The organism is Thermococcus sp., assembly GCF_026988555.1.
Taxonomy (GTDB): Archaea; Methanobacteriota_B; Thermococci; order Thermococcales; family Thermococcaceae; genus Thermococcus.
Genome location: NZ_JALSLB010000058.1, coordinates 13,723 through 35,949, shown reverse-complemented (window position 1 = coordinate 35,949; position 22,227 = coordinate 13,723). Strand labels below are relative to the sequence as shown.

20 protein-coding genes, 1 tRNA gene and 1 pseudogene are annotated in these 22,227 nt (G+C 53.3%); 6 read left to right on the top strand and 16 right to left on the bottom strand.

Annotated elements, in window-relative coordinates; translation table 11 throughout:
• The 3 genes and pseudogenes from MVK60_RS09385 to MVK60_RS09375 all read right to left on the bottom strand — a co-directional run.
• Nucleotides 1–723: glycosyltransferase family 2 protein (locus MVK60_RS09385; RefSeq protein WP_297438741.1), on the bottom strand; the 723-nt coding region annotated here is incomplete at its 3' end.
• A 46-nt stretch (nt 724–769) separates the two neighbouring features.
• Nucleotides 770–1,486, bottom strand: coding sequence for an ATPase domain-containing protein (locus MVK60_RS09380; protein WP_297438739.1), 717 nt, complete (start codon nt 1,484–1,486; stop codon nt 770–772).
• Between the two features lie 92 nt (nt 1,487–1,578).
• A pseudogene (locus MVK60_RS09375) lies at nt 1,579–3,426 on the bottom strand (prolyl oligopeptidase family serine peptidase).
• A gap of 141 nt (nt 3,427–3,567) precedes the next feature.
• Between MVK60_RS09375 and MVK60_RS09370 the strand changes: the two are divergent.
• Nucleotides 3,568–5,238, top strand: coding sequence for an oleate hydratase (locus MVK60_RS09370; protein WP_297438737.1), 1,671 nt, complete (start codon nt 3,568–3,570; stop codon nt 5,236–5,238).
• Nucleotides 5,239–5,274: 36 nt separating this feature from the next.
• Here MVK60_RS09370 and MVK60_RS09365 read toward each other — a convergent pair whose 3' ends face one another.
• The 4 genes from MVK60_RS09365 to MVK60_RS09350 are packed head-to-tail and all read right to left on the bottom strand — an operon-like array spanning nt 5,275 to nt 7,000.
• Nucleotides 5,275–5,619, bottom strand: a complete 345-nt coding sequence (locus MVK60_RS09365; protein WP_297438735.1) for a cupin domain-containing protein — start codon at nt 5,617–5,619, stop codon at nt 5,275–5,277.
• A gap of 35 nt (nt 5,620–5,654) precedes the next feature.
• Nucleotides 5,655–5,897, bottom strand: coding sequence for a hypothetical protein (locus tag MVK60_RS09360; RefSeq protein ID WP_297438734.1), 243 nt, complete (start codon nt 5,895–5,897; stop codon nt 5,655–5,657).
• A 15-nt stretch (nt 5,898–5,912) separates the two neighbouring features.
• Nucleotides 5,913–6,281 (bottom strand): hypothetical protein, encoded by a 369-nt coding sequence (locus tag MVK60_RS09355; protein ID WP_297438732.1) that lies wholly within the window; start codon nt 6,279–6,281, stop codon nt 5,913–5,915.
• A gap of 14 nt (nt 6,282–6,295) precedes the next feature.
• On the bottom strand, nt 6,296–7,000 hold the full coding sequence (locus MVK60_RS09350; RefSeq protein WP_297438730.1) for a hypothetical protein: 705 nt from the start codon (nt 6,998–7,000) through the stop codon (nt 6,296–6,298).
• 215 nt (nt 7,001–7,215) lie between these two features.
• Between MVK60_RS09350 and MVK60_RS09345 the strand changes: the two genes are divergently transcribed.
• Together MVK60_RS09345 and MVK60_RS09340 are read left to right on the top strand one after the other, a co-directional pair.
• Nucleotides 7,216–8,583 carry a TldD/PmbA family protein gene (locus MVK60_RS09345; protein WP_297438728.1) on the top strand — a complete coding sequence of 456 codons (1,368 nt, stop codon included), beginning with the start codon at nt 7,216–7,218 and terminating at the stop codon, nt 8,581–8,583.
• Nucleotides 8,584–8,593: 10 nt separating this feature from the next.
• The gene (locus MVK60_RS09340; protein ID WP_297438751.1) at nt 8,594–9,919 is read left to right on the top strand and encodes a TldD/PmbA family protein; all 1,326 of its coding nucleotides are present in this window, start codon (nt 8,594–8,596) and stop codon (nt 9,917–9,919) included.
• Between the two features lie 76 nt (nt 9,920–9,995).
• Here MVK60_RS09340 and MVK60_RS09335 read toward each other — a convergent pair whose 3' ends face one another.
• Nucleotides 9,996–10,991, bottom strand: a complete 996-nt coding sequence (locus MVK60_RS09335) for a class I SAM-dependent methyltransferase family protein (RefSeq protein WP_297438749.1) — start codon at nt 10,989–10,991, stop codon at nt 9,996–9,998.
• 66 nt (nt 10,992–11,057) lie between these two features.
• Between MVK60_RS09335 and MVK60_RS09330 the strand changes: the two genes are divergently transcribed.
• Nucleotides 11,058–11,423 carry an EamA family transporter gene (locus MVK60_RS09330; RefSeq protein ID WP_297438726.1) on the top strand — a complete coding sequence of 122 codons (366 nt, stop codon included), beginning with the start codon at nt 11,058–11,060 and terminating at the stop codon, nt 11,421–11,423.
• A 42-nt stretch (nt 11,424–11,465) separates the two neighbouring features.
• Nucleotides 11,466–11,543: transfer RNA gene (locus MVK60_RS09325), tRNA-Glu, on the top strand.
• A gap of 45 nt (nt 11,544–11,588) precedes the next feature.
• Here MVK60_RS09325 and MVK60_RS09320 read toward each other — a convergent pair.
• The gene (locus tag MVK60_RS09320; protein ID WP_297438724.1) at nt 11,589–12,665 is read right to left on the bottom strand and encodes a DUF2079 domain-containing protein; all 1,077 of its coding nucleotides are present in this window, start codon (nt 12,663–12,665) and stop codon (nt 11,589–11,591) included.
• Nucleotides 12,666–12,793: 128 nt separating this feature from the next.
• A complete protein-coding gene (locus MVK60_RS09315) occupies nt 12,794–14,407 on the bottom strand; it encodes a glycosyltransferase family 39 protein (protein ID WP_297438722.1) in 1,614 nt (537 codons plus the stop codon).
• A gap of 114 nt (nt 14,408–14,521) precedes the next feature.
• Here MVK60_RS09315 and trm10 point away from each other — a divergent pair, with 114 nt between their 5' ends.
• Entirely contained in the window at nt 14,522–15,634 is a 1,113-nt protein-coding gene (gene trm10, locus MVK60_RS09310) for a tRNA (guanine(9)-/adenine(9)-N1)-methyltransferase (protein WP_297438747.1), read from the top strand.
• Between the two features lie 25 nt (nt 15,635–15,659).
• On the opposite strand, the gene MVK60_RS09305 is transcribed toward trm10, so the two are convergent.
• From MVK60_RS09305 to MVK60_RS09280, 6 genes are read right to left on the bottom strand one after another with little or no spacing between them, the layout of a single operon-like run.
• A complete protein-coding gene (locus tag MVK60_RS09305) occupies nt 15,660–17,477 on the bottom strand; it encodes a proton-conducting transporter membrane subunit (RefSeq protein ID WP_297438720.1) in 1,818 nt (605 codons plus the stop codon).
• Entirely contained in the window at nt 17,474–18,079 is a 606-nt protein-coding gene (locus MVK60_RS09300) for a hypothetical protein (RefSeq protein WP_297438718.1), read from the bottom strand. The genes MVK60_RS09305 and MVK60_RS09300 overlap by 4 nt, the downstream gene beginning before the upstream one ends.
• Nucleotides 18,079–19,284, bottom strand: a complete 1,206-nt coding sequence (locus MVK60_RS09295) for a hypothetical protein (RefSeq protein ID WP_297438716.1) — start codon at nt 19,282–19,284, stop codon at nt 18,079–18,081. The genes MVK60_RS09300 and MVK60_RS09295 overlap by 1 nt, the downstream gene beginning before the upstream one ends.
• Nucleotides 19,281–20,639 (bottom strand): proton-conducting transporter membrane subunit, encoded by a 1,359-nt coding sequence (locus tag MVK60_RS09290; RefSeq protein ID WP_297438714.1) that lies wholly within the window; start codon nt 20,637–20,639, stop codon nt 19,281–19,283. The genes MVK60_RS09295 and MVK60_RS09290 overlap by 4 nt, the downstream gene beginning before the upstream one ends.
• Before the next feature lie 4 nt (nt 20,640–20,643).
• The gene (locus MVK60_RS09285) at nt 20,644–21,270 is read right to left on the bottom strand and encodes a hypothetical protein (RefSeq protein WP_297438712.1); all 627 of its coding nucleotides are present in this window, start codon (nt 21,268–21,270) and stop codon (nt 20,644–20,646) included.
• Nucleotides 21,267–22,226 carry an NADH-quinone oxidoreductase subunit H gene (locus tag MVK60_RS09280; RefSeq protein ID WP_297438710.1) on the bottom strand — a complete coding sequence of 320 codons (960 nt, stop codon included), beginning with the start codon at nt 22,224–22,226 and terminating at the stop codon, nt 21,267–21,269. Before MVK60_RS09280 ends, MVK60_RS09285 begins: the two co-directional genes overlap by 4 nt.
• Nucleotide 22,227: the final 1 nt, after the last annotated feature.

Genomic DNA, 22,227 nt, shown 5'->3' with positions numbered 1-22,227 from the left:
GAGCAACTCCACACCACCGGGCATTCGTGTCCAGACTCTGGCGCGGGGCGCATAGACTACCTTCCCTCTCCTCTTGAGTTCCCGGGTTGTGGTATAGTCTTCCACGGCGTCTTCAACAAATCCGCCTATGTCCTCCAGACAGGTCCTCCTAAATGCGGAAATTGGCCCTGGAGCAACGCTTAGATCATCCAGCTCTTTGGCCCGCCTGAACATCGCTATCCTCAGATGCTCGATATCCTGCGCCCGTTCAAGAAAACCCCCGCCCAGAACCCGAACCTGTCCACCCACCCCAAGAACCTCATCGGAGTAAAAGCGGAACACAAGCTCCTGTATCGCCCCTTCTTCCAGCACGCTGTCCGCGTCGGTGGTGGCTATTACATCACCTGTTGCCTTGGAGAGACCGAAGTTCAGGGCCCCAGCCTTGCCGCGGTGGGATATTCTGAAAACCCTGAGCCTCGGGTCGTGCACGGACGCGGCCTTCTCGTAGGTTCCGTCCTCGCTGCCATCATCGATAACTATCACCTCAAAGTTCGGGTAGTCCTGAGCTAGGGCGGATTCCACAGCCTTCAGAATGTTTCTGCCCTCGTTGTAGGCCGGGATCAAGAGGGATACCCTAGGTTCCCACTCTTTAATTCTGTAATTCCTGAAAAGGCTAATTAGGTAATTAATGAAAAAGTAAGCATCCCACAGGACTGGTATAATCAGGATCAACATCCGGAACATGAACCATGGTACGGTTTTTAATTTTTAACGATTCCCGCGGACCATCTCACGTCTTACATGGGGCGGGGATCTTCAGGATTTTATCGGTGAACACGACGATGCCACCGTCGGATATAACGTAAGGGCGTAGGGCCGTGTCAAAACCGCTTCCCCTCAGTTTTGTTATTCTTATTCCCCGTACAAGCTCTCCCTCCAAATCGAAGCTTTTGAGCTCGATTATACCGCTAACGAGGTATTCCTCAACGTCCGTCTTCTCAACTTCCGATGTCATAACGAGGGTGATGCCCCGTTTGTGCATGGACTTGAGAAACGAGAGAAACAGGCGCCTGTACTCAATCTCATCGGTCGACGTCAGCTTCACCATCGTTATGGGATCTATCACTATGCGGGTGTACCTCCTGGTTCTAAGTTCATCCTTTATCGCGGACACCATCTTGTCAAAGCCCTTAGCAAAGGAATCGAAGAAGGTGTCCATGAACACGTAGTTATCGCCGATGGGGGTTGCATCGATTATGGTCAAGTGCGGGTCGTTGAGGTTGAATCCAAGCCGCATCATATCAATCCTCAGAGTCTCCCCAGACTCTTCAAGGGTTATGTACATAACGCTCTCTCCCCTGCTCACCCCGGCCATGGCAAAGTGCATCGCGAGCGTGGTCTTCCCTGTCCCAGGGGCACCTTTCACCAGATAAGCCCTGCCCGGGAGAAGCCCTCCGTTCAACATCCGGTCAAGCCCCTCTATCCCCGTTGAAAGCCTCGTCTCCATACGGTCCCCCGTATTAAAATCACGGTTTGCCTATAAAAGTATTCCCTTCCTCCGCGGTTCTTTGAAACGCTGGAAAATCGAAAGGGGGCCCATCACAACAGTGCTTCAACGACGAATGCAAGGAGATCTGCCAATTCCCTTGCCCTCGTTTCCGGTGAGGCGCCCATGTGGCCGCTCTTCGTCTCCACGCGAAGATAGACGGGGGCACCGACTTCCTTCAGCTTTATGAAGAACTTGAGGGCGTGTGCCGGATGCACGCGGTCGTCGTGGAGGCCGGTGTAGAGGAGCGTCGGCGGATGCTTTTGCTTTTTCACGTTGTGGTAGGGACTGTATCTCAGTAGAAACTCCCTGTTCTTCGGGTCGTCGGGGTTGCCGTACTCGGGAACCCAGACGCTGCCGATGTATAGCCTGTGAAACCGGAGCATGTCTATGACGGGATACCCTATCAGCGCGGCGTCCATCACGTCCGGCCTCTGGGTGAGCGTGGCAGAAACCAGAAGCCCGCCGTTGCTCCTTCCTCATGCGGCGACCTTATAACCCTTGCCTTTGAGCTTCTCCAGAACCGCTATGAAGTCATCGAAGACGTTCCCCTTGTTCTCCCTCATTCCGGCGCGGTGCCACTCCTCGCCGTACTCGGAACCTCCGCGGAGATTGGCCATGGCGAAGGTTCCGCCGCGCTTTATGAAGGGTATCGCCTGCGGGAAGAACCTCGGGGTCAGGGCTATGTTGAAGCCGCCGTAGCCGAAGACCCATGCCTTCTTCTCATCTCTGGTTCCCTTAACGAGGAAGTAGTGAACTCTCGTCCCGTCCTTCGAGACCGCGAAGTCCTCCTCGACCCTGAAGTCCCCTTCAACCTCCTGTCCCTCTATGAGGTTGAGCTCTCCATCGAAGCCGTAGAGCCTGTACGGAACCGTGAAGCTCTCGTAGCGGAGTAAAGCTTTCTTCCCATCGGTGTCGAGTGGATAGACGCTCCCCGGAAGGTCGAAGGTCATCCCGTCAAGCTTCCCCCCATCGAGCGAGTAGACCCCAATCCTGTGGCTCGCGTGGACGAGCCTGCCGGCGAGGATTTTACCGTCCACGATAACCGCCCATTCCAGCGGGAATTTCCCTTCAGGGATGATCTCGGTAACTTCGCCGTCTTCTACAGTTATTACCTTTCCGAGACCTTTCCCCTCCCTTGTGAGGACGTAGAGCTTTCCGTCGACCACATCAATCGGCTCCGCCGGAACCTCCGCCGAATAGGCCTTCTCCCACATTCCCGGCTCATCAATCGGCCCGACGTATATCTCCGCCCTGTTCCAGCCGAAGGTCACCGTTACCATCGCAGTCTTTCCGTCGGTGCTCTTCCTCAGCGAGATGAAGTAGCCGGAGCCGAGACCCTTGCCGAAGACCATTCTCTCCCCACTGCCGTCCTTCCAGAAGAGCCTCACCGCTGGGGCCTTAACCCCATCGGGCGTCTCCCCGTGCCGGTAGAAGCGGGAAAAGTAGTAGCCGTCCCCGAGGAAGGTCACGTTCCAGACCGAGGGCCTAATCTCGTCGATGAGCCCCCTGGTTTTGAGGTCTACGATTCTCGTTATCCCCTCGTCTGCCCCACCTATCGAGAAGCTGTAAGCCAGGGACCTTCCCTTTTCATCGGCTGTGAAACCTTGGAGCAGAACCTCGTCGTTGAGCTCCTCCTCAAGGGCCTTGGAGTCGACTATGAGGTCTCCACCGAGCCACCTGATGAGCTGTCTATCCCTCTCCTTGTACATCGCTATGATGCCCTTCTCGGTGAGCTTCGCACCGTAGAGGGTTGGCATCGAATAGTACTCCCAGACCTCCGGGAACAGTTCGTCACTCAGCTCCCCAATGAACTCCCTGAAGCGTTTGTTCTCCTCCTCAACGAGCCCGAGAACCCGCTCATCTTCGAGGTTTTCCATCCATGCGTAGGGGTCTTCCATAGGGAACCACCCAGAGAGGTTTGGAAAACAAAAATATAAACGTTTAGGCAGGTATCAAAACGAAGACCAACCCGAAATCTTTTAAAGAGGGACTATGAATAGGACCATCATGTCTGTATACGACATGTCGGAGGGAGCAATATGCTGAATTACAAACGCGTAACACCTAGAAGAATTCCGGATATAAAGGAGAGAAAGGCCTATATGGTCGGCGGTGGAATAGCTTCTCTCGCCGCCGCTGTTTTTCTGATACGGGACGCCAGGATGCCCGGGGAAAACATCTACATCATTGAAAAGACCCCAATCAACGGGGGTTGCCTCGACGGCTCCGGCGATCCGGAGCGGGGTTACCTCCTCAGGGGAGGCAGGATGTTCGAGGAGCATTATGAGGCCACATGGGACCTTCTCGGCTCGATACCCTCGCTCGATGACCCCAAGAAGACGATACTCGACGAGGTTGTTGAATTCAACGAGGAGTACGTTGGCTCATCCAAGTGCCGTCTCGTCGGAACGCCGGGCAAAAAAGTGGACTTCTCGAAGTACGGCTTAACCATGAGACACCTCAACGAGATGAACGAACTTATCTTAACTCCAGAGGAGAAGCTCGCGGGGGTAACCATAGAGCAGTGGTTCTCGAAGGACTTCTTCGAAACGAACTTCTGGTACTTCTGGGCAACTATGTTCGCCTTTCAGCCCTGGCACAGTGTTGCAGAGATGAGACGTTACATGCTCCGCTTCATGCACCTCGTTCCGGGCATGAACAGGATAGAAGGCGTTAAGAGGACCCCGTACAACCAGTACGACTCGATAATCCTTCCGATTCAGGAGTGGCTCCAGGAGAGGGGAGTTAACTTTATCGTGGGCACCAAGGTCGTTGACGTTGAAATTCAGGAACGGGACGGAAAGAAATACATAACCAAGCTCTACACCAGGGGGCAGAAAGAGGGTGTCATCGAGGTCGGCCCGAGGGATCTTGTCTTCATAACGCTCGGATCCATGGTTGACAACTCCACATACGGTGACCTTGACCACCCGCCCGTCCTCAACAGGGGTGAGGGCGACAGCTGGGCGCTCTGGAGAAAGCTCGTCGAGAAGGACCCGTCCCTCGGCAACCCGGAGGTCTTCGCCTCGGAGGTAGACAAGACCAAATGGGAGTCTTTCACGATAACCTTCAGGGGAGACCGGTTCCTCAAAATGCTGGAGGAGTTCACCGGAAACAAAACCGGAACCGGCGGCCTAGTTACCTTTAAAGACTCCTCCTGGCTCATGTCCATAGTGGCCTTCAGACAGCCCCACTTCAGGGACCAGCCGAAGGATATAACAGTCCTCTGGGGCTACAGTCTCTTCGTAGATAAGCCCGGCGACTACATCAAGAAGCCGATGAGCCAGGCAACAGGGAAGGAGATATTCCTTGAGCTCCTCTACCACCTAGGCTGGCTCGACGAGAAGGACGAACTCCTGGAGACTGTAATCAACGTCAGAACGGCGATGATGCCCTACATAACGGCCCACTTTATGCCGAGGAAGCCTGGTGACCGGCCTCCGGTTGCCCCCGAAAACTACGGAAACCTCGCCCTGCTCGGTCAGTACGTCGAGATACCAGGAGAGTGCGTCTTCACCGTCGAGTACTCGGTCAAGTCGGCAATGATAGGCGTCTACACCCTCATCGATCTCGGCAGGCAGGCTCCGGAAGCCTACACTCCATATCAGAGCATCCCGGTTCTGTTGAAAGCGGCCGAAACGCTTGTCGATGACGACAAAAAGGAGCTCCTGAAGTACAGCTTATCTCTGTTCCTCTCCGGGAAGCTTTGATTTTCCCGGTTTTCTTGTTTCTGTCGTTTTTGGTCTTCACCCCTCCAGCCAAATCGAGTCGTCCCCTCTGTAGTTCAGCTTCACCACGAAGAGCCTGAAGGGTTCGTCCTTCTCGTTGATTACCCAGTGAACGGTTCTTGGCTTTACCAGAAAGATATCGCCGGGCTTCGCGAGGTATTCCCTTCCGCCGATGCCGAGCCTCGCCTCGCCGCCCATTATGTAGAACAGCTCGTACTGGTGGAGATGGTAGTGCTTCCTGACGGTCTGCCCGGGCTTGACCTCGACTATCTGGGCGTAGCCTCCTTCTGAGAGCTCGCCCTCGAAGAGCGGGAGCTTCCGGTAGGTGCCTCTGTCTATGGGGTTTTTGATTTCGGCCTTCATGGTTGTTGGTTTAAGAGATAAGGATAAAAAGGTTGCTAAGAGTGGTGTCTGAGCTGGAGGACGTCCAAGAAGGCCACGAAGAGACCGGGAAGGATTATTGTCCAGGGGCTGATGTTCCAGCCGAGGGCTATTAAGGTCAGCCCAAGGAGAATATACGTTGTAACTGCTATCAGACCAGCTCTGGGGGCGCTCATTCGTCTTCTGGAGTATAAATAGATGAGGAGAGAGATGCCGAGGACTATGAGGATTCCGACCCACACGTTCACGGAGACTGGCATTTGGGACACCCGGTTTTAAATTTGGAGTTTCGCGGCATTTTCATTTTGTTTTTCCTTCCCTTTTCGCACAAACGCAAGGAAGACTGTTGTGAGGGCTCCGCCGACTCCTGCCAGCAGGAAACTTCTCCACAGTGGTGAAATTAGTACTCTCGTAAGAATTGCCAGACTGAATTCCCAGATTGTTGCAATGAGTAGTCCACTTGTAAGGTCATGCCTCTTCTTTTTAACAAATTCTACTAACCCCACAGGGATTAGATAAACCAAAATTGCCGTAATGGTAGCCGTTAAAAAAGCAATCTCAAAGGGATAGAATCCTTTTAGGTAAAAGAAGTACCCCACCAAAAAGAATATAAAAATAGATGTTTGGAATCTCATGCTTTTCATATTCTCACCCCCCATTATGGACCTGGTGTTATTGGAACACATTTCGTACCGCTTTCCGAGCAGTAATCAACACAAAGTGGACAAGCAGCCGCTATACATGCAATGCATAATGTTCTTGAGATAACACAGGGGATAGTACAGAGACCGCTCCCGCCTGTTAGACAGCACCTGATGGCACAATCCCAGTTCGTAGAACATGGGTACCATTCACACCTCTCAAGGAATCCACAGTCATCACTACTGCTACACTCATGGGAGCATGAAGTTAGTGTCGTCACGTATCCGTTAGTGCTTAAGGATTCAGCTTTTATGCGAGTTCCCTCTATCTCAAATAAAAATGCTCTCTCTTTTACCTCCTGTACTGGTTTTGAAAACTCGTACAGCGCTATCACGTGTTTCTTGTCCTTCAGCGGAATCCCCATGGCGAGCATGGTTATCTTTTCACCGTTGTACTCAATCGTGTGCTTCACAATTTTGACGTGAGAGTAATCAACGTCCCATGGTTTGGCCAGCTTCCAGAAGTCCTTACTCGTTACCAGCTTTAAGAACACGTGAGCTGTAGACCAGTTCTCTTGAACCCTGCTTACGGGTTTTGTAACCGCAAATGGGTTCACACAGCCCTTCACCTCAGGATACCTGGGGTAGCTGACCACGTAGGCGCCGTAGGCTCCGATCAACAGCAAAACCACAATCACGGCCAGCAGTGCACGCTTCCTCATCGACCCCCCCCAACGGGTTTTTGCATTGAATTATGTTCACTTATCTTATATAACACTTTCGTTTAAAAGGAGTCCGGAAAGATACAGTTAGATCCAATTCACTATCTTTAATAGTAATTCCTGGCACGATTCTTTTCGACCCATATCGAAAGGCTCAAAAGACTTTTATACCCGGCGTGCGATTCATCAGTGAACAGATAGAAACGGTGGTAACCATGGAGGCACTTGAAAGGGCCCTTAAATGGGCGGAGGAAAACCTGAAAGCGGACTACATAGAGCTCCGATATGAGGACTTGAGAAAGACAACACTCGGATTAAAAGACGGAGTTTTCACGAGCTTTACCGGGAAGTTAAACCGCGGAATAGCGATACGAGTTCTTGCCAACGGTGCGTGGGGTTTCTCATCGACGAGTGACCTCACCAACCTGGAAACGAAAATCGAAGAAGCGTACAAACTGGCAAACGCCGCAGCGGCCACCAAGAAGGAGAAAATTTATCTGGCCGAGATAAGACCCGTTGAGGACTTCGTGAAGAGCAGGATGAAGGTCAAGCCGAGGGAAGTGGACATCGAGGAGAAGGTCGCCCACCTACGGGAACTTGAGAAGTTCCTCAAGGAGGACGAGGCCGTTAAGAGCGTCCAGATCCGCTACGAGGACGGTAGCGGGAAAAAGGCTGTCCTCACTAACGAGGGCACAAGGGTAGAATGGGATTACAACTATCTCTACCAGGGAACCTACGTCACCGGAAAGGCCGACGGAAAGCTGGCCATGGCGAGGGACAGTATTGGCGCTGTGGACTATGGCTGGGAGCTGATGACGGATAGAGAGCCCAACGAGAAAGTCACCGAGAGGGTTCTTAGAAAGATGCACAGCCAGCTTGAGGGCGTTGCCCCGAAGCGCGGCGAGTTCCCAATCGTTGCGGGCCCGATCGTCGTTGGAATCATAGCACACGAGGCTTTGGGCCACCTTGCAGAGGCAGACTTAACGATAAACTCGCCCTTCAAGGACCTCATAGGCAAGCAGATTGCCCCTGAGTACGTCACGATGAGCGAGCGCTACGTTGAGGGCGGCTTTGGAAACGACAAGTACGACGACGAGGGCGTTCCTGTGAGGGACATCCACATCATCGAGAACGGAATCCTCAAGGAGATAATGCTGAACCGCGAATACGCCCACAAGTGGGGCATGGAGCCGAACGGCCACGCCAGGGCCGAGAGCTACCGCTACCCGCCGATAATCAGGATGAGGAACACCGTATTTGAACCAGGCGACCACTCCTTCGAGGAGCTCATCGAGGACATCAAATTCGGCTACTACGTCGTTGACTTCAGGGGAGGACAGGCCCAGCTCAACAGCGCCTTCCAGGTCGGCGTCCAGGAGGGCTACGTCATCAGGAACGGTGAGATAGCCGAGCCGATAAGGGACACCTCGATTACCGGCGTTGCCATTGAGGCTCTCAAGAAGATTTCAGCGGTCGGCAAGGACTTCGGCCTTGAGGTCGGCTTCTGCGGAAAGGGACAGACGGCCTTCGTGAGCTCAGGAGGCCCGCATATGAAGTTCGATGGAGGAATACTGATCGGCTGAGGTGATGAAGATGGAGAACCTCGTACGTTACGCAGAGAAGCTTTTCGATGAGGTTGAGATAGCCGTTTACCGTTCAAGAGAGGTTAGTGCGAGCGTCGAGCTCAACGAGATATCAATGGCCTCCACTAGGAGCGGGGCTGTGACGGTAATCCGCGGAATAAAGGACAAGCGTCTCGGCCTTGCCGTAGTGGACAGCGACGAGGAACACCGCGTAAAGGAGGCTATAGAAAGGGCCGCGAAGATGGCCAAGCTCAACAGCCCCGACGAGAAGTGGATTTCCCTTCCGGAGCCGGGAAAGTACCGGGAGAGGCCGAAGCCGAACTATGAACTCAAAGAGGTCTCACCGGATGGACTCGTCGAAATGCTCGTCCGCGGCATAAAACTCGCACGCGAGAAGGACGAGAACCTCATAGTTGCGGGAGGAGAGGGCGGTGTTGACTGGGAAGAGAGCAGGATCCTGAACTCACACGGGGTGGATGTTTCCCAGGAGGGTGGGGCAGCGTTCTTCTTCCTGGAGTTCGTCGGCAGAAAAGAAGGTGTCGTAACCCCCGGTATCTTCGACTTTGATGCCCGTAGAGACCTAAACCTGGACGTTGACGGGGTCGTTGAAAGGGCGGCACAGAAGGTCAAATGGGCATACAACGTCATCCCCAGCAAGAACGAGGAGGTTCCTGTGATACTCGGCCCATGGGCAATCGCTGGGTTGCTGAGCTACGCCCTCTTCCCAGCGTTCAGTGGAGAGAGACTCATTAAAGGGACGACCCCACTGGCTGACAAGGTTGATGAGAGGATAGCGAGTGAGGTCCTGACGATCTACGACGACCCGTTCCATCCCCTCGCTATTGAACCCGTTATAGCGGACGGCGAAGGTGTTCCGACGAGGAAGAACGTCCTCATAGAGAACGGGACATTCAAGGGCTTCGTCTGGGACAACTACTGGGCCAGGGTACACGGTACGGAGAGCACCGGAAACGGGAAGCGCGATACAAGAAGCGGCGGTGTGAAAATCGGGTTCCACAGCATGGTGATCGAGAAGGGAAGTCGGGCGCTTGAGGACATCATAGGCGAGATCAAGCGCGGCTACCTTGTGGACGGCTTCCAGGGTGCGCACTCAAGCAACCCCGACAACGGTAACTTCGCGGTAACTGCAAACCCTGCCTTCCTCATCGAGGACGGCGAGGTAAAGGGCGCGAGCGTGTTCCTCATAGCCGGCAACGTCTACGAGCTGTTGAAAGGGGCGAGCGAAGTTACGAGGGAGCAGACGGTCATGCCCTTCATGACCACCATGATAACACCCTTCATAAAGTTCGAGAACGTGAGAATAGCGGGGAAGTGATTTTCCTTTTTCTACTCTTTTTGGGTGTCTTATTGGGAAAACAACTTTTTTTAAAGCATGTTCCACCCACATGACATTACTTCAGGACCCTGAAGTCAATCGCTATGTTGAACTGCCTCGGTGCATAGGGACGGACTTTTCTCCGCTCGAGAATCTCAAAGGTGAAGCCGAGCTCCTTCGCGATGGCTTTAATCTTCGCCTCGTGTTCTGAGAACAGGTTCTCTTCAGGGCCGAAGCCGTAGTAGTGGACTACACCACCTTTCCTAACGCTCAGCATGGCCTCCCTCAAAAAGCGGTCGGCGAACTTAGGGAGGTTCATTATCACTCTGTCAGCTTCGAGCTTTCCGGCAACATTCTTCACGTCTCCGAGAATGGGAATCACGTTAGAGGTTTTGTTGAGCCTGATGTTCTCCTCAAGGTAGCGAATCGCCCAGGGGTTCAAGTCAACGGCGAAGACCAGTTTGGCTTTTTTAGCTAAGAGTATCGAATAGGGCCCGACGCCGGCAAACATATCAAATATAACCTCCCCCGGCTGGGTTTTCTCGAAAACCCTCATCCTCTCCGTGGCCAGGCGAGGGGAGAAGTAAACCTTAGCAACGTCGAGCTTCAGCCTTACCCCGTTCTCGCGGTGGAGGGTTTCAGTCCTCCTCTCGCCGGCAAGGTGAATAAGCTCCCTCACACGATATTCTCCAGAAACCTTGCCCCCCTTGGCGAAGACGGCCTTTATGTGCCGGTGAACCCTGAGGATGGCCTCTCCGATCGCTTTTCCGTGTGGCATCAACTCCCCGGGAAGCTCGATTATAGCAACCCAACCGATGATGTCGAAGGAGCTTGGGAGGAGCCCTCTAACCTCATCCGGAATCTCAACTATCTCACGGTAGTTGTGGGGCCTTCTCTCAAGCCTCTCAAAGTCGGCCTCAACGAGCTCGAAGCCCCCCACTGAGCCTGTGACGGGAAAGAGTACGAACTCGCCCTCCCGCTTAGGGGCATACCCTCTGGACAGGACACCGAGTTCGATTAATCTCCTGCGGATTTTTTCGGCCTCTTGCTTGGAGACTCTAACGGCGAGCATTGGGATCATGAAAAACTGGGAGTCATATTAAAAAAGTTTATCAAAGGGAACCATCACCACAAGATGGTGGTGGTAATGAAAGAACTTGCTTACGTAAGCTTAGCGCTGTCCATATTGTTTGCAGGGATAAGCCCTATATTCTTCAAGCTTGCGGTAGTGAACATCAAGAAGGGGCCCTACCTCGCCATGGCAAGAGCCTTTCTAATGAACAGGAATGCCATCATGGGGTTAATACTGTACGGTGCATCCTCGGTGTTATGGCTTGTTAGCCTTTCTTATCTTGAGGTAAGCTTAATGTACCCCCTGTTGAGCCTCGCATATGTAATAACAACCTTGCTAGCGGCCGCTTACCTCAGAGAGAGTGTAGCGGCTATTAGGTGGGTGGGAGTCCTGCTGATCGTACTGGGGAGCATCCTAGTTGGTATTGACTGAGAGTCGAAAGATTTTTAAACGCTCTCCCTTCCCTAATATCGAGCCCCGGTGGTGTAGCCCGGTCAAACATGCGGGCCTTTCGAGCCCGCGCCCCGGGTTCAAATCCCGGCCGGGGCACCAGAACTCTATAAGACGCTTTTTATAGCAGGGTCTCTTCTAAATGCATCAGTATAAAATCAGAAAACGGTACGGTATTCTTATCCCAAACACTAGGGGAAAGCCTTCATAAACCGCGGGCGAGGATATAAAGAACGTCAAAACTGCTATTGCCAACGCATAGAGTAGGATCCTTGCGGGGAGGTTCTTCTCTTTCACAACATATACTGTAACAATGGCAAGATAGGTTATGATCATGTATTCATAATGATTCCAGAAGATAAAGAGATTAGTTTTGTTTGCAAATAGGAGATGCTCAGTAAGGAGGATCGGGAAGGGCAACAGGTATTTTGGTCTTAAAAGAGGTAACAATCCAAAGGATAGTATCATCGCCAAAAGCAGCATCGAGAGCAATTTTACGGGCACGTTGGGAGCGAACCATCTAAACTGACCATAGACCGGGGCAAAATGTGGGATAACGAATATCAAGCTTATAAACATCCAAAAAATCGCCAATGCACTGATCAGAACGTTAAATTTTACAACCTGGCCGTCCATATCTCCACAACGTAGCACGTAAAAAGCTGACAATGCTAGTAGAACCAACCCCGCGTCCTCCTTTACCGAAAGGGTTAAAACTGCAAACGTAAGGGCTGTTCTAAACTTACGGGCCTCATATAAGTAGGCAAACAGAAAGATGAATAATGGAGCGAAGGAAACCGGGTGGAACTCAAATCTATTGAGCCCATGCAATGCCGGATTCACTGCGTACACGGCGGCAAGCATCAGCGCCTTTTTTTCATCTCCCATAACCTTTAAACCGAACAGATAATACATGACGATTGAAAGCGCTAAAAAAAGAGACTGAAGAACCAGCAGTGTCTCGATTTTAGGGGCCAACTCAAACAGCGGAAGTAGTAGTATTAAAACAGGTGAATTGTGAACACCGAAGTGGCTGGTGGCATTGAACATTTTGAATTCCAGATTATTAAAAAAGAAACCGTCCCCATGGATAGTGTTGAGGAGACTGTAATAAAAGACCTCCAGGTCGAAACCATAATTACCGCGAGTTTCGTACCAAACATGTGTCCTTTGGATCGAATACTGCGTGAAGAACATGAAATAAACCACGGCCAGCACAATCACCGCCACACTGTAGCGTGAACGCATTGTTGTAACACCCTCTTGATGATTCTGAGCACTTGTGGAGCCTGATGGGCTATGTTGGGTAGCATTATTTTTAATTTTTATCTTAGCGATCGATAAGTCAAAACTCAACACCGTTCATCGGGATAACATACCCTAAAAAGTACAGAATCTCCCCTCCTAAACACCTCTTGGAGGTATGGGACCAACCGGGAGATGTTAAACTGCGCAACACATGCTTTGATCTTTACACTACTGGGGTCGGCGGGATCGTACCTCACCCACTCGACGTGGCAGGGGACCCCATTGACCTCAAGGTAGCCCTTGTATGAAACCGGAACCCAGAGGGGATCACTCGAAGTACTTTTATCCACATAAATGTACTTTACATGGTATTTTTCCAGGATTTGAAGTGTTCTTGTGCCGTTGTTCCCCAACAGTGCCACCATTATATCGGCACTTCTCTTATCGTAGTCAACAAAGGGTGATGCATGGGTTCTCCTAAACAGCACGGTTTTTCTGCCAGATATTGAGAACAGCATGAAAGAGGCCTCGTAGTTGCTGAGAATGACATCATTAACGTTTGTGTTCTCAAGGAGCCATGCCTGAAGGCTTTCGAAGGGGAACTCATGGAAACCAATCTGGACCCATGGGTTGGATGCAGACTCTACCACAGTGGCCCCGGAGAGCACCAGGAGTATAGCAGTCACTACGACCAGTGACTTCTTTTGAGAGAATCTGGAGAGGAGGTATGTAATCCCTACGGAGATCAGTATAATATCCAGCGTGAAGAAATACAGGCTCAGTTTCTTTGCAATCAGGGGGTTTCCAAGCAGTATAAACACGATCCCCTCTACGTACATACCCAGGAGTGATGATACAAAGATTCTAACCGCAGGGTACGGTCTGGTTTTCACAAGGGCATACAGGCCAGCAAGGGCGAGAAGGGAAAGTGCCCCCCTCCAGGAATAAGATACAAAAAACGTTACCATATCGGCCGTGAAGCTGACGATTGTATAATGGGCCCAGACCAAGCTCTGGTAGGGATTTGGGGTTCTAGCGTGGTAGACAAATAGAAGTGGGCCCCAGTAGAGGAGTAAGGGTGGGATGGCAACAAGGAACGGAATAATCCATCTCCTCACCGCAGACAGGTCCCTATCCCTACCAACGTCCCAAGCCACGTTCGAAAGAATCACCGCCCCAATCCCAAAAGTTCCCAGAACATGGGTTAGGCCCCCAAGGGCCCAGGAGACCCCCAGAAAAATCCCATTTCTGGTCGATGGGGCCTTTAGATAGCGAACAAGCACGAAATAGAAGAGAGGGATAAATACCATCAGCAGGAGGGTATGGGGATGAGGATCCGGGAAATGGAGCGAGATGGGGAGCAGGGGAGCCAGCACAGCCACGCTTTCTGTTGTCAGCTCACCTACGAGGAAGTACACCGTAATTATAGACAGCAGAAGTATGAAAACGGGCATCACATAGACCGTTACGGGCATTACCCCTCCAGCAATATGCCCGAGGAGTGCAACGATGAAATGATAGAACCAGGGGTAAAATGCGTAGCCTTCGTAGTTCGTTGGGTCTCTAAAGAAGGGAGTACCGTGAAATATTGCCTCGGCAATGCCGTTGTGGAAATACAGATCGCCTCCGTACGGAGGACCTGGAATAGACTCCAAGCTACCCACAAAAGCCACGGTCAAAATGATAGGGAACATGGCATAGAGCAGCCCTCTGTTCATGAGTTCGCCCCCGATAAGTCGCCCAGTGACGGTCTCATGTACACTTTTGAGTATTTAATTTTTCCCTCTCCCTCGAAAACCTTTTAACCCCCTCTCGACCCACAACCGATGGCCATGAAGACACTCAGGGATGTTTTCAGGGAAGCACTGAGAGATATGGGTGTAGAGAGCCTTGGGGCACTTTCGAAGAGATTTCGAAAACCGATGGATAAGCTGCAGGAGATGGCCCTTGAGATCATCAACGGCAAGGGAGCGGTATTCCGCGTCCCGGAGAGGACCCTCGTGGCGTGGGACCTGGAAGGAAATCGGGTTGAAGGCTCATACTACGCATATGCCCCTTTATGCATGAAGGATAAATTCGAGATGGTTCTGAGCCCCGAGGGACTCCTCTCAAAGCTCCCAGAGTGGCCCTACTTCATAATCGACCTCTATCACTGGGACAGGCACAGTCAGAGGGAGAAGGGCCGGCTCTGCCTTCAGGTAAACCAGAGTTACTCCGTTCTCAGGAGGTACCTCACTGGAAGGGAACTGACCGTTACCTGGGCCAACGATGAGTTCAGGCGGATGTTCCATGGACCTCTGGAGAGAATAACCGTTCACGAGGGACCAACCGCTGAGTTCCTGAAAGAGAACGGCATAAACGAAGCGATCCTCCTAGATCCCTGGGCCGAGAAGGTTCTGAGCAGGGAAGATTTTAATGCCAAAGCCTTCATAATCGGGGGTATCGTTGACACAGGTGGAACAAAGAGGAAGACCACCCCCAAGATCGCCGAGGAGATGGAGGGGGCAGGGATACAGGTTCACAGGAGAAAGATCACTCTGAAAGGAGACGTCATCGGTGTTCCTGACAGAATAAACCGCATCCTCGGAATAGTCCTGACCATGATGGTGGAAGGGAAGCCCATGGACGAGGCGGTTTACGAGTTTCAGGAACCTCGACACGCCCGCTGGCGCCTGAGAAAGGAACTGCCAAAGCATGCAATACGTTATAGGGTAGACGGAAAGCTTTACCGCGTCGTGGAGAAGGAGCTCTTCGACTACTACTCAGGCTGGCTCAAGATTCGCCCCGAGGACTTCACAAAGGTTCTCCGTGAACTGAACCTGATAGCCCTTGAGCAGAGGAGAATCCATCACCTAAACAAAATATCCAGCCCACGGATCATGCACGGGAAGGTCTATCGGGTGATACTCCTCAAGAAAGCGGCCATGCTCTGCTACAACTGCTGAGCACAGCCGCCAAAAAAGTAAAACATCAGAGGGCGTGGAGAAGGTAAAGCAACCCCACCATAACCGCAAGCAGTATGTAGGCGACGTAAACACTGTCAGAGCCCTTCATAAGGCTGTGCCTGAACCATTCGGAGAAGCTCAGATAGCCCCTGCTCATCCAGTTGTAGGCCTGGTTGACCTTCTCACGCCAGTGAAGTTTTCCGTTTTCTTCCTTCGTCCCGTAGAGCCAGCTTTCCGTGATGAGGAGTATTGCCGAGTGTGCTATCGGCGGGTACTCGGGGTTGCTCAGGCCACCACTCCAGGCCCTGACGCGTCTGATGTTCCGGCCCCTGAAGACCCTGACGGTGATGTAACCAGCGAGGGCGAAGAGGAAGACTAGTGTGGCAAGGTACGTCGGTGAGATCCCCCCGAATCCTTTGGCAACCACGAGGAAGCCGTTCCGTATGCCCAGTGCACCTCCCAGAAAACTCGTCGCCTTCTCCCCTGTCAGGGCAGTCATCGGCACGTTGATGAGACGGAAAATGAGGCCCGGAAATATCCCGACCGTGAAGAGAACCAGGGTTAAGAAGGCGTAGCCGGCGTCCTCAACGGGATGACCTTTCTTTTCACCTGCTCTCTGAGCGCCGTGGGTTACCATCTTGCTCATGGCAACGCCCGCTATCCCGGCCGTCAGGGCCGCAAGGGATCCGACGAGCATCATAAGTACCTTGAACCCGGGATCAGGTATTTTAAAGCTCTGCAGGAGGCTCTCTATGCCGAGCCACTCCCCAAGGAACCCGGGGAATGGTGGGATTCCCGCAAGACTGAGGGCGGAGGCATAGCCCGCTACAACGCCAACCGTGGTGAGTCTTCCACGGACGACCTCGGGGAAGCGTCCGGTGCCGTTCTCAAGCCTTCCTGCTATGAGAAAGAGCAGTCCTTTTGCAACGCTGTGTGCGAAGGCGAAGAACAGCAGGGATAGGAAAGTGAACGAGGCCAGGTCCATTACGCCGTGGTTGAGGGCCACCACGGTTCCGCCGAAGAGGGCGAGTAGTATGCCATCGTTCTCCACCGTGCTGTAACCCGGGAGTCTCTTGACGTGCTCCGTTCCGGCCGCGTACGCGGCACCGAGTACAGCGGTTATCCCTCCAAAGAGAAGGAAGAACGCACCGATCCAGTCGGCAGGCCTCCCGATGAGGAGAAGCTTAACGATCCCGTAGAGCCCCATGAGGGTGAGCACTGCACTTAGCTGGGCCGAGAGGTTGGCCGGCGCGTTACCGTGGGCGTCTGGGAGCCAGACGTGAAACGGAAATACCGCCATCTTCACGGCGAATCCAAGGGCCGCGAGGAAAAAGGCCACGTCCCAAACCTGTGAGGGTTTCCACGCGGAGAAACTCGTTGAGCCGCTCCCCATCGAGAGCAGACCGAAGCCCGCCAGAATTAAAAGGGCGCTCAGCTCGCCGAAGGCAAGGAACTTGTAGGCACCTTTACCCTCCCTATCCTTCGCGGTTATCCCGAGGTAGCTCGCCACGGTCATGACTTCCCAACCTATCAGGAAACCAACCGCTCCCTTCGCAAGCAGGATGACCATCATCCCCGCCATCGTCATCGAGAACGCTCCGGCGAGGAGCCTCGGGTAGTGGTCGTCGTAGCTCACGCTGAATAGAGAAGCCGCCAGCCAGACTATTGACGAAATCAGCATGAAGTAACGTGCCGTTTCATCGAGAGAGCCAGGCTGAAACACTAGAAGTCCAAGCAGCGTTGCTGAAAGGACGGCGCTCAGCCAGTACGAGGCCCTGCGTGAGCCCACTGCAATGAGGGAAGAAAGCACGAAACCAATGGTTATGAGGTAGTAAGGGTTCATTCCACATCCCTCCCTGAGATCTTAAGGAGTGCCCGTATTATCTGAACCGGCGCGGGTGGACAGCCGGCCACGTACCCATCAACCGGGACGAACTCCCCTGTGTCTCTCCCGCAGAGACTCCCATTTGCACACGCTCCAAGAGCAAGGACGCGTTTCGGCTCCGGCATCAGTTCGTAGGCCTCCCGTAGAACCGGGATCATGTCATCCGTTGGACAGCCCGCGACAAGGAGAACATCCGCGTGCTTTGGTGTTGGTGTAAAGAATATCCCCAGCCTGTGAACGTCGTAGTAGGGACTGCTCAGCTGGGCCACCTCACGGTTGCATGCATGGCATGTCCCGACGTCAAGGAAGAAAACATGGAGGGAATTCTTGAAGTTCATCGGGTTCAGTATCTCATCAACGTCAAGCTTCCTGCCCAAGGGGGCGTTGCAGAGGCGGCAGTTCAGGCATCTCTTGATGTCGAACTTCCCGTTCTCCAAAGCCCCAAAGGGACACTCCTCCGGTTCCTTAAGAGGAAAATCCGGTGCCAGCTCATCGTCACTGACCTTCCCGGGGTACCCACTTGTCATCACGCCCTTTCTAAGCCCCCTGAGTATCCACATCAATCCTCACCCCCCTGCCAGAGATCCGCGTCGGCGAAGTTCAAACCGAAGCTCTCAAGGCCAAAAGGAAAGTCCGTAAAAATGTTTCCGGTTATGCCCCTTGCGAAGGCGATGTAGTTGATGCGCGACGCCCCCCTGAGCCCAATCCATCTCACCTTTCCACCTTCAGCTTCCACCAGCGTGAGAACGTCGCCGTGTGCGGCCTCCGAAAGACCAAGGTTCAGGCCATCTTTAACCGATGGATCGGACTTCACAGACCTCACGTCAACGGACTCAATTATCTCAAAGGACTTCTCTATCTCCTCCATGCGGACCATCATCCTCGCGAGGGCATCCCCTTCACGGCAAGTAATCGGCTCATAGGAGTAGAACCGATCGAAGGCCCTAACATCCCTCGGGACCCCAGAACCCCTCGCGGCTATTCCAACGGCGTCGAGCTCGATGACGTCTTCCCTGGTGAGCCTGCATGTGTTGTGAAGACGGTCGATGAATATCTTGCTCTCGAGGAGTTCCTCCTGAAGGCCAAGGAACTCCCGTTTGATGTCATTGACCCTTTCAATCACGTTCCGGTCGAGTATTCTGACCTCACCGGGTCCGTTAGCACCAAATCCGTAGCGGTGACCGACGAGCCTTGAGAAAACCCTCAGCACATCCTCTTCCAGAGCGTGGAAGTGCATGGTGGCGACTTTCTGTGATGCCGCCCCAGCCAGTTTGTGGATGACGTTGAAGTGGTTATAAAGCCTCTCCAGCTCAAGGAGAACCTTCCTAACCCCCCAAACCTTTTCATCGGGGTTTTCCTCCAAGGCGCGGAGGAAAGCGTAGGTGTAGGCCATTGCGAAGTTCCCTGCTGCCCTCTCAAGAACCACGAGGGACTCCCCAACCGGGCGGTTGAGCATCTCCTCCTCAATCCCGCGCCTCTTGTAGCCGTAGACAGGCCTTATGGCGACTATTCTCTCTCCATATGTGAGCAACTCAAAGGCCCCGGCCTGACCGAGACCGCCCGCAGCTGGTCCGTACGTCAACGGAACTGCGTTCGTTCCCGCCGGTATTCTTACGTAAGATGCCGTCTCACCGATGAGGGCCGGGGCGATTTTCCTGTCGGGAAGTGAATCCGTGGGGATTACCTCAGCTTTTCCGGTTTCATATTCAACCCACACCGTCAGGTACCTTCCGTCCCTCCTGAAAACGGCTGAGAGTACCTTCATATTATCAGACCCCCTGTGATGGTGATATACCATGCGTAGAGGCTTATCCCAAGGGCCACGAGGGTCATCGCAAAGGGTATTGCCTCCTCTCCCAACGGGATCTCCACTTTCTCAGCCCCCCCAAACGCCATCCTTGCGGCATGCCAGTTCAAGGCCAGAAACGACAGCAGCAGGCCGGTTCCGATGAGGAGCCCCCACCAGTAACTTCTCGAAAGGGCAACACCGACGATCCCCAGCTCGGCCATGAACGTTCCAAACGGAGGCGTGCCGGTTACGGAAAGTGCCGAAAGAACAAAGGAATACCCGGTAAGTTTGGTGGAGTTCAGCAGGCCGGTTATTTCCCCGATTTCATGGCTTCCATAGGCCCTCACAATGCTCCCCGTTGAGATGAAGAGTGCGCCCTTTGAAAAGGCGTGGACGGCTATGAGGAGAAAGACAAGCTTAAGCAGTGCCGGATGGTAGTAGCTCAGTGCAATCCCCGTGGTCGCGACGCCCATCATATCCATGCTGGAGTAGGCCAGAAGCCTCTTCACGAAGCGCTGTGAGGCCATGAGGATTGAGGCAACGATGATGGTCGAGAGCCCAACAAGGAGTGTTACCCTAGCGGGAGCATCGTTAATTCCTGCCGCGCTGAAAATTCTATAGTAAACCAGCAAAGCTGTAGGAAGGAGCGTTCCGGAGAGCATTGCGCTGACGGGGGACGGTGCACTCCCGTGGGCGTCTGGCAACCAGCTGTGCATGGGGAACAGGCCGACCTTTGTGCCGAAGCCGATCAGTGCAAGGAGGGACACGAGGATACCCTCTTTTGAGGTGAAGGTCAGCTGCCTCACGTCGAGCGTTCCGGCGGAGCTGTAGGCAAGGACGACCGACAGAAAGGCTATTCCAAGTCCCGCGGAGGCGATTATCATGTAGCGCCACGCACCCTCAACGTTCCGCCTCTTACCGTCGGTTATTACGAGGAGGGCGCTGACTATAGTGGTTGCCTCAAGCCCGATCCACATCCAGCCAAGGTTCGCTACCACCGCAGTGAAGAGCATGCTGAGGGCGAAGAGCGAGAGCAAGCTCCAGTAGTAGCGGAGGTTAAAGAACGGCCTCTCAACGCGCTCCGTGTAGTAGAGCGAGGCGAGCGAGGCGAAGAGGTAGACCCACGCAATGATGTTGGCCGTGACTAGCGAGTACTCATCGACGTAGAAGCTGTGGGTCGATGTGGTGTAGCCGCCCCACAGCATAGAAGCAGCCAGTGCAGCGGTTGCAAAGGCAAGTGCAGGGGTTAGAAGCCTCCCCAATCTCTCAGAGGGAATTGAAACGAACACCGCTATGAGGGGGAGTAGCAAGAGATAGAACACCGCATCCATGGTATCACCCCACCAGCTCCTCAACTTCCACAGGGCCGTAACGTTTCTCCGCACCCAGAACGACTGCCAAGAGAACGAAGGCGATCATGTCAAGCAGGATACCAAACTCCAGTATCATGGGCATCGGAGTCAGCATGACCGCCAGGTACAGCAGGGCGTTCTCCTCACTGACGTAGCCTATGACCTGGGCCAGTGCGTTCCTTCTCGCTACTATAATCAGCATGCTGAGGAAGAGCAGAACAAAAGGGATTACCCCATCCCAGTCGCCCGTTACCTTGTAGACCGGCACGTAGAGGAAATACGCCAGGACCGCGACAGTCAAACCAACGACTATTGCATGGTGGGTCGTCTTTATCTCCCTGTTGCGCCATATCCTCTCGTTTCTGATGTCCCGCTGAAGAATCCACGGGATTATGAGCGCCCGGAAGACGATGGTTATCCCGGCAAGGATCATGAGCTCCGCTATCCTCTCCTGCCAGCCCACGAGACCAATGATGACCCCGATGAGGATGGATTGAAAGGCAATCAGGTCAATAAGGGAGTGCATGTAGGACTCAGTCAGCAGGAGGAACGCTACAAGCAGTACAGTGACACCGATGAGACTGGTCACTTCCGTTACGATGTTCATCATGGAACCACACCCCCAAGAAGGAAGCTGATGACCCCCATTATGGCAAGGAGGAAGCTCGCCGAGAGATAGTCGATTATGCGGAAGAGCCTTATCTTCGCCAGGGTCTCCTCAACGACAACGAAAGCCAGTATAAGGCCGAGCATCTTGACAAAGAGGGCCACTATCCCCTTGACGACCTCGACCAGACCCGCGCTCGTTGCCAGCCCCCAGGGGACGGCGAAGACGTTGAGGAAGACCGCCATCAGTATGAAGGAATTCATGTAGCCTGCCCACGAGTTGATGGCGTAGAGCGGGCCGGTGTACTCGAGGCCCTTTCCCTGGTCGAGCATTCCGAGTTCGTTGCTCCCGTGGAATTCGATGGGCAGTTTCCCGGTGTCAAAGAGCAGGAGCATAAAGAAGGCCGCCGTGATGAGTACGTGGGTTGGTGACAGGTACCAGCTCCCAGCGGTTACCCTGTGGTTCATAAGGAACGGGTTGTTGGTCCCCGTTAGGATTGCAACACCGAAGAATACCATTATCAGGACGGGCTCGGCAAAGGCGCCAAAGTTAATCGCCCTCGTTGACCCTATACCCGTGTAGTAGCTTCCTGTTCTCTCGGTCGCAAGGATTGATACCATCGCGGCCAGGCCGAAGATGAACGTTCCGCCAAAGAAGTCAACCGTCGGCGCAAGCCAGCTCGGAAAGTTGCCGACTATGGGAAGCATCCAGGGAAGGGTCAGCATGGCCCCGAACGCTATGAATGGAGCCATGATAAAGAAAGGCCCAACGCCTTCAGGAATGAGAGTCTCCTTTCTAAAGAATTTGGCTAAATCGTAGTAGGGCTGGAATATGCTTATTCCTTTCCTCGACTCTATTCTTGCCTCGATTTTCTTCAGTATCCCCACCATCAGGGGAGAGAGCATGAGCACTACTATAACCTGGACTGCACCTATTATCATCCTTCCTTCCGGGTTCAAT

Bases quoted from the DNA above. Each gene is read 5' to 3' on its own strand.
- MVK60_RS09350 (WP_297438730.1), bottom strand. From the start codon at position 7,000: ATGAGGAAGCGTGCACTGCTGGCCGTGATTGTGGTTTTGCTGTTGATC.
- MVK60_RS09300 (WP_297438718.1), bottom strand. From the start codon at position 18,079: ATGTGGATACTCAGGGGGCTTAGAAAGGGCGTGATGACAAGTGGGTAC.
- MVK60_RS09370 (WP_297438737.1), top strand. From the start codon at position 3,568: ATGCTGAATTACAAACGCGTAACACCTAGAAGAATTCCGGATATAAAG.
- MVK60_RS09340 (WP_297438751.1), top strand. From the start codon at position 8,594: ATGGAGAACCTCGTACGTTACGCAGAGAAGCTTTTCGATGAGGTTGAG.
- MVK60_RS09335 (WP_297438749.1), bottom strand. From the start codon at position 10,991: ATGCTCGCCGTTAGAGTCTCCAAGCAAGAGGCCGAAAAAATCCGCAGG.
- MVK60_RS09360 (WP_297438734.1), bottom strand. From the start codon at position 5,897: ATGCCAGTCTCCGTGAACGTGTGGGTCGGAATCCTCATAGTCCTCGGC.
- MVK60_RS09345 (WP_297438728.1), top strand. From the start codon at position 7,216: ATGGAGGCACTTGAAAGGGCCCTTAAATGGGCGGAGGAAAACCTGAAA.
- MVK60_RS09355 (WP_297438732.1), bottom strand. From the start codon at position 6,281: ATGAAAAGCATGAGATTCCAAACATCTATTTTTATATTCTTTTTGGTG.
- MVK60_RS09290 (WP_297438714.1), bottom strand. From the start codon at position 20,639: ATGGATGCGGTGTTCTATCTCTTGCTACTCCCCCTCATAGCGGTGTTC.
- MVK60_RS09380 (WP_297438739.1), bottom strand. From the start codon at position 1,486: ATGGAGACGAGGCTTTCAACGGGGATAGAGGGGCTTGACCGGATGTTG.
- MVK60_RS09305 (WP_297438720.1), bottom strand. From the start codon at position 17,477: ATGAACCCTTACTACCTCATAACCATTGGTTTCGTGCTTTCTTCCCTC.
- MVK60_RS09315 (WP_297438722.1), bottom strand. From the start codon at position 14,407: ATGAACAGAGGGCTGCTCTATGCCATGTTCCCTATCATTTTGACCGTG.
- MVK60_RS09285 (WP_297438712.1), bottom strand. From the start codon at position 21,270: ATGATGAACATCGTAACGGAAGTGACCAGTCTCATCGGTGTCACTGTA.
- trm10 (WP_297438747.1), top strand. From the start codon at position 14,522: ATGAAGACACTCAGGGATGTTTTCAGGGAAGCACTGAGAGATATGGGT.
- MVK60_RS09295 (WP_297438716.1), bottom strand. From the start codon at position 19,284: ATGAAGGTACTCTCAGCCGTTTTCAGGAGGGACGGAAGGTACCTGACG.
- MVK60_RS09365 (WP_297438735.1), bottom strand. From the start codon at position 5,619: ATGAAGGCCGAAATCAAAAACCCCATAGACAGAGGCACCTACCGGAAG.